The 10,649-nt window shown below is 63.2% G+C and carries 6 protein-coding genes and 2 pseudogenes; 1 reads left to right on the top strand and 7 read right to left on the bottom strand.

All coding sequences use genetic code 11. The features are described from left to right. On the top strand, positions 1 to 776 hold a 776-nt coding region (locus ACZ4NT_RS37650; protein WP_467729888.1), incomplete at its 5' end, for an IS701 family transposase. A gap of 104 nt (positions 777 to 880) precedes the next feature. Here ACZ4NT_RS37650 and ACZ4NT_RS37645 read toward each other — a convergent pair. The 7 genes and pseudogenes from ACZ4NT_RS37645 to ACZ4NT_RS37615 form a co-directional block, all read right to left on the bottom strand. After that, a pseudogene (locus ACZ4NT_RS37645) lies at positions 881 to 1,684 on the bottom strand (IS5 family transposase). A 73-nt stretch (positions 1,685 to 1,757) separates the two neighbouring features. Further along, positions 1,758 to 2,041 (bottom strand): annotated as a pseudogene (locus tag ACZ4NT_RS37640) (transposase family protein); the annotation flags it as partial. A gap of 355 nt (positions 2,042 to 2,396) precedes the next feature. Then, entirely contained in the window at positions 2,397 to 2,684 is a 288-nt protein-coding gene (locus ACZ4NT_RS37635) for a DUF6300 family protein (protein ID WP_467729886.1), read from the bottom strand. Between the two features lie 675 nt (positions 2,685 to 3,359). Further along, positions 3,360 to 5,042 carry an ABC transporter family substrate-binding protein gene (locus ACZ4NT_RS37630; protein WP_467729884.1) on the bottom strand — a complete coding sequence of 561 codons (1,683 nt, stop codon included), beginning with the start codon at positions 5,040 to 5,042 and terminating at the stop codon, positions 3,360 to 3,362. Between the two features lie 44 nt (positions 5,043 to 5,086). After that, a complete protein-coding gene (locus ACZ4NT_RS37625; protein ID WP_467729882.1) occupies positions 5,087 to 7,156 on the bottom strand; it encodes an ABC transporter ATP-binding protein in 2,070 nt (689 codons plus the stop codon). Then, complete coding sequence (locus tag ACZ4NT_RS37620) at positions 7,153 to 8,121, bottom strand: ABC transporter permease (protein WP_467729880.1); 969 nt, start codon at positions 8,119 to 8,121, stop codon at positions 7,153 to 7,155. Before ACZ4NT_RS37620 ends, ACZ4NT_RS37625 begins: the two co-directional genes overlap by 4 nt. Before the next feature lie 50 nt (positions 8,122 to 8,171). Further along, positions 8,172 to 9,152 carry an ABC transporter permease gene (locus ACZ4NT_RS37615; RefSeq protein WP_467729878.1) on the bottom strand — a complete coding sequence of 327 codons (981 nt, stop codon included), beginning with the start codon at positions 9,150 to 9,152 and terminating at the stop codon, positions 8,172 to 8,174. Between the last annotated feature and the right edge of the window lie 1,497 nt (positions 9,153 to 10,649).

The raw sequence follows: 10,649 nt of genomic DNA, 5'->3' as shown, positions 1-10,649 counted from the left end.
GCCGGGCGGCGAAGATCCCCGACGAACGCGGCTTCGCGACCAAGGGAGAGCTGGCCCGGGACATCGTCCGTCGCTGCCTGGCCGCCGGCCTGCCCACCAAGTGGATCACCGCAGACGAGGCCTATGGACAGGACTGGAACTTCCGCCGCCTGCTTGAGCAACTCGACATCGGCTATGTGGTGGCGGTGCCCAAATCGCAGCAGATCAAGTCCCTAGCCGGCATCTGGCGCATCGACCAGCTCATCGAGGAAGCACCCGGTGATGCCTGGCAGCGGCTGTCCTGCGGTGACGGTGCGAAGGGGCCACGGATCTACGACTGGGCCGCGGCCAAGCTGCCTGCCAACATCGTCTTCGACCCCGACCCGCCAACCCACCACCGCTGGGTGATGGCCCGCCGCAGCCTGTCCGACCCCGCTGACCTGGCCTATTACCTCGCTTACGCACCCGTTGACGTCGAGATCGCCGAGCTGGCCCGGATCGCCGGCTCCCGCTGGGCGATCGAGGAGTGCTTCCAGGCCGCGAAGAATGAGTGCGGCCTGGACGAGTACGAGGTCCGTCGCTATGTCGGCTGGTATCGGCACATCACTTTGGCCATGCTCGCCCATGCCGTCCTGACCGCACTCGCAGCACAGCCCCAGGCCGACGGCGATGCCGCAAAGGGGGCCGCAGAAACGGATCAGCCTCCGTCCCGCTCACCGTGGCAGAGATACGGCGGCTCCTGGACGCTCTCCTGCCCCACCCGCGAGCCGACCGCGATCCCGTCACCCACGCGCTGAAGTGGTCGACCTGGAGAAGACGCCGCCAGGCGGTCGCCCGCCACTGCCATTACCGAAAACGCAGCTCAGGACACGAACCGCTGCTGGAGTACTAACTAATCGTTTCAGAATGAGGTTCGGAGTCGCCTCAAGCAGATGATGCTGCAAGCGAGTTGGAGGAGTTGCGAGGTGGAGGTCGTCGCGTATCTCGTAGCGGATCCGGAGTCGTTTGAACTGGTGGAGCCAGGCGAAGGTCCGCTCGACGACCCAGCGGGTCTTTCCCAGCCCGGAGCCATGCGCGGTGCCCTTGCGAGCGAACTTTGGTGTGATGCCGCGGGCCCGGAGAAGTCGGCGGTACTTGTCGTAGCCGCGGTCGGCGAACAGCCGGAGCGGCCGGTGACGTGGCCGCCCGCGCACCCCGCGGATGCGGGGTATCGCGTCCAGCAGAGGCGTCAGCTGAGTGACATCATGACGATTCCCGCTGGTCAGCGAGACGGCCAACGGCGTGCCGTGCCGGTCGACGATCAGGTGGTGCTTGCTGCCGGGCCGGGCCCGGTCGACCGGCGAAGGTTGGGTGTGAGCCCCCCTTTCAGTGCTCGGGCGTGCGAGCCGTCGATCGCTGCGTCGTCCATGTCCAACAGGCCCGCGGCCCGCAGCTCGGCCAGCAGCACTTCGTGCAGCTGTGGCCAGACGCCCGCTTCGGTCCAGTCCCGCAGACGCCGCCAGGCCGTCACACCACTACAGCCGATCTGTTCAGCAGGAACGTCCCGCCAGCTCACGCTCTTGGACAGCACGTAGACGATGCCCCTGAGAGCCGCACGGTCATCCGCAGGCAACCGCCCCGGATACCGATGCCGCCGAGGCGGCCGAGCCGGCAACAGCGGGGCCACACGTTCCCACAAGTCATCAGGCACAAGATCAGCAGGCACCCAACAGATCCTGCCGACAGAACGCTCAACTGCCAAGCCCCACACGGATCTTCATTCTGAAACGATCAGTAAAGCGGCTGCTGGCATCGATGACCATATGCAGGTGGTCGAGCACCGGTAGTTGTTGCTCGGGGCCGCGACGCTGCGGTCGCAGGTACGGGGCCAGAGTACCCTCGACGAAAGAGACGGTGTTCTTGCGCAGCCGTCGGGCTGGCGAGATCACCAGCAGAGGTACCAGAGTGGTCCAGGATTCCGTCGGCCGCAAAACTTCGACACCCCGAACAACGATGCCACATGTCGCAGCTTGAGATTCGTGCGCCAGTACGTCGCCACCAAGAACAACCGCCACGGCCAGCCATGCTAAAGGCCACCACCACGCGCCGCACCATCGTCACTAACTGAACCGCAAGGTCTCGGGGCGAGAGACATCCACATTGAGCGCAGGCGTGGTCATGAATGGGCGTGGTGCTGTTGGGGCTGTCTCGGATCGCGGCCGAATTGTGGCTGGAGGTTGCGCGTGCTGGCGCACGTGGCGAGGTGGATGGGACCCGGGTGTCCGGCGACGGCGCAACGGGGGAGTCGATGTGAAAGCGGTCTACGACGAGTCAGGCTATGAGGTGCAGGCTTGCGGCATGGCGCCCATGGCTCGCACGGGACCAGCAAAGGTTGATCCTGGACCCGCACGCAGGAGGCATGGGGAGCCCTCGCTCGCCTATGGCTGGGGGCCCGCCTCTTCCCAGTGCCAACCGTGCGCGGCCATGCCCTCTTTCGTCCATTCCATCAGCAGTTGCGCTCCCTCTTCAGAGCGTGCGATGTTGTGCCCGCCGCTGGTGGCGAAGAAGTCGGCTAAGGCGGAAGCTGCGGGTTTGTTCATGTCACAGACCTTGCACAGCTCCAGCACGATGCGCTGCCCGAGGGCGTTCTTTGCCGATATTTCCGCGGTCGTGAGCAGGCTGTCCTGCCCGCATCGCGAACAACCTGATCGTCTCTCGGAATACATATTTTCGCTAATAGGGCGCCTCTTGCGTAGAGCGGTAGCAATCCACCCAAGAACCAAGAACCTACTGGTCCACTCCGTCAATCCCACCTGCTCCCTAGACCGCCAACGGCATCGCCACCACGACGCACTGCCGCGGACCTCAGCGACAAGCGACTCTCGTCCGCACCCTCTAGAGTCTCCCGGATCCGTCACATCCCGCCGAAGGCAACACCACGCACCCACCCACAACTAACTGGCCTCCCTCGAACTCCGCAGCGTTCCACTGCTACAAACGCATCTCAGCTGATATATGTGGCTATACCGCCAGTTCGGATTGTCAATAGCACGCCTGTGCGCCCTTGGTGGCGGCCAGTGTGCATGCTCCATTGCCATTCGTGGCGTCCGACGAGGACGGGCAGCTCGTTGGCGTCCGACGGGACGTACTTGCGGGACCAGGCGAGGCGGTGCATGACCTCATCGCCCAGCCGGCCCTCACATTCTCGCCTTGCGGCCGCGCCCTCGATACATCCGACCCGAGAAATTCTGGCCCCACGAGCCCCGTCCCCAGAACCAAGTCCTAAGGCCCAACTCCACATCGGACTAAAGGATGCCCTTGTTTGAGGGTGCGCGAGCATGTCCAGTTTGAAGGGGCGGGGCTGAAGCCAGTGTCAGTTATCGCACCAGTCCCCGCCCTGCCTACTTGGTGAAGCCGATGTTCTCGTAGCGCAGGTCCTGGAAGCCGTAGGCGCCGATGTTGGCTAGATTCTTCTTGACCGCGTAGATGTCGGGGCGCTGGTAGAGCGTCAGGACGTTGGCCTGTGACCAGATCATCTGGTCGGCGGTGTTGGCGTCTGCGATGGCCATGGCAGGGTTAGTGTCGGCGGCAGCCTTGTTCATGGCGTCGTCGAGTGCCTTGCTGCCGACGCCAGTGTAGTTCTGCTGGACGGTGTCGCCCTTGGGGTTCACGTAGATCGACTTAGTGGACGAGACTGGGAAGGCTGTGCCTATCCACGAGAAGGCCGTCGTGTCGAAGTTGCCAGGAGTCACATACTTGTCGAAGAACTCCTGCAGTGGCACGGACTTAATGATTAGCTTGATGCCGACCGCCCGGAGCATGGCCTGCATTAATTTGCCCTCGTTGGCTGAGGTGGAGACGTTCGCAGGAATGACAAAATTGACGTCCAACTCCTTTCCGTCCTTCTTGCGGAATTCTCCGGACTGCTTCCATCCTGCCTTGTCTAGTAGCTTCTTCGCCTTAGTCGGGTTGTATGCAGCGAACTCGCCCGAGTTGTCCTTGTAGCCCTCCTGGTTGGTGACGAAGAAGTGATTGTTCAACGGTTTTGCGTCCCAATCTAGGCCCTGAAGATCGGAGTCGGCGATTGCCTGCCGATTAAGGGCGGAGGTAAACGCTTTTCGGACCATGCCATCTTTGAGGGGGCCGTGGGTGCCGCTGATGGTAATATGGCGGTAATTGGGACCTGCCGCTTTGCGAATATCGGCGCCCTTAACGGCCTTGGCTTGTTTGTAGGCGGCAGAGTCGGGGCCCACGTTGAAGAAGTCGACTTCACCGTTGGCGAAGGCACCGGCAGTCGCGTCGGAGTCCAGCGCGCGGTAGATGATCTTGTCGAGCATGGCCTTGTTGCCCCACCAGTTGTCGTCGCGGACGACGGTGAGGGTCTTTGCGGTTTTGTCGATGCCCTGGAATTTGAAGGGGCCCGCAGTGACGGGGATCTTCCCCAGGTAGCCGGTGTTGAAGCCCTGCGGGGTGCCTACGACAGATGCCGGGTACAGAGGGCTAAACAGGCTCTTCCAGTCGCCGAAGGGGCTAGAGAAGGTGACTACGACTTCGTGATCGCTCTTTCCCTTCGCCACGCTGCTGATCAGCTCATAACCAGTGGTTGAGGAGACCTTGTACGCGGAGTTCTTCTTGTTGCCAGCCTTCCAGCTGGCCTCGAAGTCCTTCCAGGAGAGCGCGTCGCCGTTGGACCACTTGGCTTTAGGGTTTATCTCGTAGATGACAACTTGCTTGCCGCCATTGTTTGCCACCTTTGCCGAGGTAAGGTAGTCGGGGTTCGGGGTCACGGTGCCCATGGCGTTCGACATCATGACGATCGGCATCAGCGCACGCTCGACGTCGTATCCGTCGGAGAGGGTTCCGTCGATCTCGTTGTAATTGAAGTTCTCGGCAATCTCGCCCAGCGGGAAGTTCAGGGTGCCGCCCTGCTTGAGCTGGTCGCGGTCAGTGGCCTTGATATTGTTGACGTTCGACTTGGGCACTGAGTTTTTCCTGACTGCGGCGCTGTCCTTCCCGTCCGCGCCGCCGCACGCAGCCAGGGCCAGAGCGCCGGCGGTGGCCAGCGCCACCACGGCGATGGGCATACGTGTTCTGTTCAAGGGACTCTCTCCTAATACGGGGGGAAAACTCAGACAACGGCCACGGCAGCCGCAAAGTGACAGGCCGCGGTGTGGTCGCCCGCCAGGCCGGTCGGTGTGGGGTCCTCGTCGCGGCAGCGATCGCGATTACTCTCGTCAAGGGCCGCGAACTTGGGACAACGGTTGCGGAAGCGGCAGCCGGTTGGCACGTCTGCTGGGCTCGGTAGATCTCCGGTGAGCAGGATCCGCTTGCGCTTGCGCTCTTTGCGCGGGTCCGGCAGCGGAACCGCAGACAGCAGTGCCTGGGTGTACGGATGCGAGGGTGTCTCGAATACCGCCTCTGCGGTGCCGAGTTCAACAATCCGGCCCAGATACATCACCGCGATCCGGTCGGCGATGTGGCGCACGACGGACAGGTCGTGCGCCACGAACAGATAGCTCAGACCCATCCTGGACTTCAGCTCATCCAGCAGGTTGAGGACACCCGCCTGGATGGACACGTCGAGCGCCGAGACCGGCTCGTCCAGAACGACCAGCTTGGGGTCCAGGGCCAGCGCACGGGCGATGCTGATGCGCTGTCGCTGTCCGCCGGAGAACTCCGAGGCATAGCGGTCCACGTGGTCCGGATCTAGACCGACCTGGCGCAGTAGCTCCGGCACACGTGCTTGGATCCGCTCTCCGGACCAGCCGTGAGTCTTCATGGGCTCGGCGAGGATGTCGCCTACTGGCATACGTGGGTCGAGGGCGGCCATCGGGTCCTGGAAGACCACCTGCAGGTCACGGCGGAGCGCCTTACGGTCTCTGCCTTTGAGCCCGCGGATGTCCTTGCCAAATACCGAGACGGTCCCCGCCTGGCCGGAGGGAAGGTCGAGGATCTCCAGCAGGGTGGTGGTCTTGCCGCAGCCTGACTCCCCAACTAGGCCCAGTGTCTCGCCTTCTCGGATATCGAAGCCGATTCCGTCCACGGCGCGTACCGTGCCAATGCGGCGTTTGAAGACGGCGCCCTTCAGAAGCGGAAAGTGCTTGACCAGCCCCTCAACCTCCAGCACAGTGGCCCGGTCCTGCCGGGGCACCGGCTTGACAGGAACCTCGTGCAGCCCGGGCACCGGGTAGATGGCGGCCAGGGTGAGCGCGCCGCCGTCCTCTAGTTCATGGCTGCGGTGACACGCGGCGGGATGGCTGCCGCCGTCGTGCACCTTCAGTTCGGGCTCCATCACATGGCACGGCTCAATCGCAATGGGGCAGCGCGCCGCGAAGGGACAGCCTGGCGGCAGGTCCACCAGTGAGGGCGGGTTGCCATCAATGGGGGTGAGGGCATGCAGCCGGCCGCTGTCCAACCGCGGGATCGAACCGAGCAGGCCGATTGTGTACGGCATGCGGGGCGTGTAGTAGACCTCCTCGACCGTACCGGTCTCGACCGGCCGCCCGGCGTACATCACCTGGACGCGGTCGGCGAAACCGGCCACCACCCCCAGATCATGGGTGATCATGACGATAGCGGCGCCGGTGACCTGCTGTGCCTTCCTGAGCACGTCTAGGATCTGGGCTTGAATGGTCACATCTAGGGCCGTGGTGGGCTCGTCAGCCACGATGACCTTGGGGTCGTTGGAGATCGCCATGGCGATCATCGCCCGCTGCCGCATGCCACCGGAGAATTCGTGTGGAAAGGCGTCGACGCGGCGCTGCGGGTCAGGAATGCCCACCAGATCTAGGAGTTCGACGGCCCGCTTGCGGGCAGCGGCTTTGTCCATCTCCTGGTGGATCCGAAGCGCCTCGATGATCTGATCGCCGATCGAGTAGACCGGGGTCAGCGCGGACAACGGATCCTGGAAGATCATGGCGATGTCCTTGCCGCGGATCTTCGTCATCTTGCGGTCGTCCAGTCCCAGCAGTTCACGGCCATGGAGCTTGACCGAGCCCTTCACCTCGGTGGTGTCCGGAAGCAGGCCGAGGACGGCGAGCGAGGAGACGGACTTGCCGGAGCCGGACTCGCCAACGATGCCAAGGACCTCGCCTGGACGGACGACGAAGGACACTCCGCGCACGGCTTCGACTCGCCCAGCCTCGCTCGGAAAGGAGACGTGGAGGTCGGTGACCTCAAGGGCGGGGGTCTCGGTCACGGCTTGCGTCCTTCTTGGAGCTTGCGAGCGGTACGGGCCTTGGCGCGGCTGGAATTTGGGTCAAGAGCATCGCGCAGCCCGTCGCCGATGAAGGCGATTGACAGGCAGATAAGCACCAGACAGCCGGCCGGGAAGTAGAACAGCCAGGGGAAGGACGCGGCCGCTGGGGTGCCGGTGGCGATCACCGTGCCTAGTGAGACATCCGGCGACTGCACGCCGAAGCCGAAGTAGGACAAGCTAGTCTCGCCGATAATCGCGGTGCCAACCTGGATTGTCGCATCAATGATCAGCATCGAGGCCATCGAGGGCAGGATGTGCCGGAGGATGATGACCGGTGCCGGGACGCCCATGTACTTGGCTGCCTTCACGAACTCACGGTCCTTCAAGGTGAGCGTCATACTGCGCACTACCCGACCGGTGATCATCCAACTGAAGGCGGCTAGTAGGACAACGAAGAGCAGCCAGGTTGTCCCCTGGAACAGCGGCGAGAGTACCGCGATGATCAGGAAGTTTGGCATGACCAGCAGCAAGTCGACCACCCACATCAGGCCACGGTCGGTCCAGCCGCCGAAGTAACCCGCGCTCGCCCCGACCGTGGCGGCAACCACGGTGCAGATCACGCCGGTGAGGATGCCGATGACGAGGGACTTCTGCATACCGCGTGCTGTCATTGCGAACAGGTCGGAGCCTGTCTGGTCGGTGCCGAACCAGTGGCTCACTGACGGCGGCTTTTGGAAGGCCAGGAAATCCAGGTCGGTGTAGCCCCACTTGTAGAACAGCGGTGAGACGTAGGCCATGAGGAAGAGCAGGACGAGCATGCACAACCCAGATAAGGCCATGCGGTTGCGGGCGAAGCGGATGGCGGTGAGCCGGGTCCGGCCGCTGCCACGACGATAGGCGGGTCGGGTTGCAGACGCGGTAGCCGCCTGCGCAGGCGGCTGGAGAGAAGGGGTCTGGACAGCCATGCGTAAGAACTCCTGGAAACGCGGGTCGGGGCTGAGGGGCGAGCTGGAGCTCAGCTCACCCGAACGCGCGGATCGAGGGCCGCGTACAGCACATCGGACAGAAGGCCAGCGACCAGGACCACCACGGCGGTGAACATGCCGACCGCAGCGACCGCGTTGACGTCGTTGGTACTGATCGAGTTGACCAGCCATTCGCCCATACCGTGCCAGCCGAAGATCTTTTCGGTGAAGGTGGCACCGGTGAAGAGCAGCACGACGTTGTAGACGAGTAGCGGGACCACCGGCAGGACAGCGGTGCGCAGTCCGTGCTTCATCAGCGCCGCCCGGCGTGACAGGCCCTTAGCCCGGGCCGTGCGTAGGAAGTCGCTGCCGAGGACATCTAGCATGGTGCTGCGCTGGTAGCGGCTATAGAGCGCGACCTGAATGACAATCAGGGTCAGGCTAGGCAGCAGCAGGTGCTGGAGGCGACTTACGAGGATCTCACCGGCCCCCACCAGCCCCGGGGAGTATTCGCCGGTGTACTCGATGACCTTATGGCCGGCAGCGTCGTTGAGGCCGATCGCCCATAGCTTGAACGTGACCGCGATCACGAACACTGGCATGGCCAGAATGAAGAACGACGCCAGGGTGTTGAACCGGTCCGACGCGCGGTACTGCCTGATGGCGCCCCAGGCACCCACCAGCACTCCACCCAACGAGCCTACGATGGTGGCAACGAGTAACAGACGGGTGCTTACGCCGACGCGGCGGCCGAACTCGTCATTTACCTGGCCGCCGGTGACGGTGCGTCCGAGATCCCCGTGAGCCACCCCGCTTGCCCAGTGACCGAAGCGGACCACGATCGAGGTGTCGGGGTTGAGGTTGTACTCGTTGAGGGCCGCCGTCACCGACACGGTCGCAACCGGAGGGTTCCGGCCAGCGAAGTTCGCTCTCGGGTTTAGGCTCAGCGCGGCCAGGGCGTAGGTGAGGGAAGCCGCGATGAGGACCAGCGCCAGGTAGTTGACGAGTCGGCGCAGCAGATAACGGCCCAACGGGTCACTCTCTCAGTCTCACGGGTAGGAATAAGCACCTCCCAGATCTCTGGAGGTATCGGTAGAAATTACACATCCATTATCCGCGTCACGAATTAATAGAATTTAAGAAGAATTAATTGAGCCTGACGCGCTCAGATGTATGGCCATCCTCAACCAGTGCCCAGTCACCCTGCTTGAGTATTTACTACCTAACTCCTGTCAGCCCCCGCACCGGCCACTGGGCGCATGGCCGTGCTGTCGCAGCTGACGGCTATCCCGGCCAACTGTGCCGCAGCATCAGCAGGCGGCTGCTGGCCCATGCCGCCGCCACACCCACCCCGACAGTTCCGGTCATGTCACCGCTGTCGTCTCGGGGGCAGCAGCGGCAGTGTTCCTCCTGCTCGGCAAAGTTTGAGCCGCCGCCGGGTGCTGACGGTACGTGACCCCTGCGGTATGCCGGTGGTATGCATTATCCGGAGGGTGGGCGGCTGGCCGTTGAGCGTTTTTCGCGAGCGGAAATCCGGCTCCGGTGTGGCAAGCGGTTGGCGGCAGGTGAGAGGAACCGCAGTGATCGCGAAGCGCCTGCGGGTGAGCCCGGCGAGAGCGTCAGACTGATCATCGGGTCCCATCTGCACCCAGCTCGGTGGTCTCAGCGTGGCGTTTGGGGCAATTTCAGCAGCCACCTGGCAGCGGGCTTGAAAAAGGATGAAGCCGAGCACGGCTTCTGGGTGCCGGCCTACCGGGTCCCGCCCTGAAAACTTCAGCAGGCTGCAACTTGGCGTTGCCCCGGGGCCTTCGGCCCGTTGAGGCGACTGTGAACAGTTGCCCCCGGTAGCCCGAACGGCGACGTCGGGCAGCTGCTGCAACGTGCTGCTCGACGTCGCTCCGCGCACAACTGACGGGCAATCCTGCGGTGAGCGTGGCAGGCATCACTCAGTAAACCATCGCAAACCGCTAGTTCTGGTCAACCTGTCAGGCGTGCATAGTGGGCATTGCAGGCACTGATTGGAGTCAGTCATGCCTCGCGAGGTCTGTACACATCAATTCAATAATTCCGCAAGGGGCCCGTGATCTGCGGAGACATCTTCTCAGTCCTCATTCAGCCGATGCTGTCCTGAATGTTGTCCGACTGATGGAAGGGCACGCCCGCTCGTGTCAGGCTTCACGCTGTCATCCTATTCGGCCTGGATAGCCCGTGTGCTCAGTTGTCGCTCACTATTGAGATTCGAGCTCTCCTGGTCAGTGTCTGGATGGCTCCGTATGGGGGCAACGAGTTGACGCCGCAGCTAGGGGAGACAGCTGGGCGGAGACTCGCTTCATAGTGCTCGGCCCGTAGTGTGGGGCTACGGGCCGAGCGTGTTCCTAATCGTTCCCTTCGAACGCCTTGGCTAAGCGTCTTAAGGCCGCGTCCTACAGGGTTAGACGGTGTCCTATGTGGTGAGGCGGAGGAGCCTCTTGTAGCAGCAGAGGGCGGCGGCGAGTCCGAGAAACGCCAGGTAGTTGCGGGGGTGGCGT

This window comes from Streptomyces sp. NPDC026417, assembly GCF_055567695.1.
This window is presented reverse-complemented; position numbering and strand designations above follow the sequence as displayed.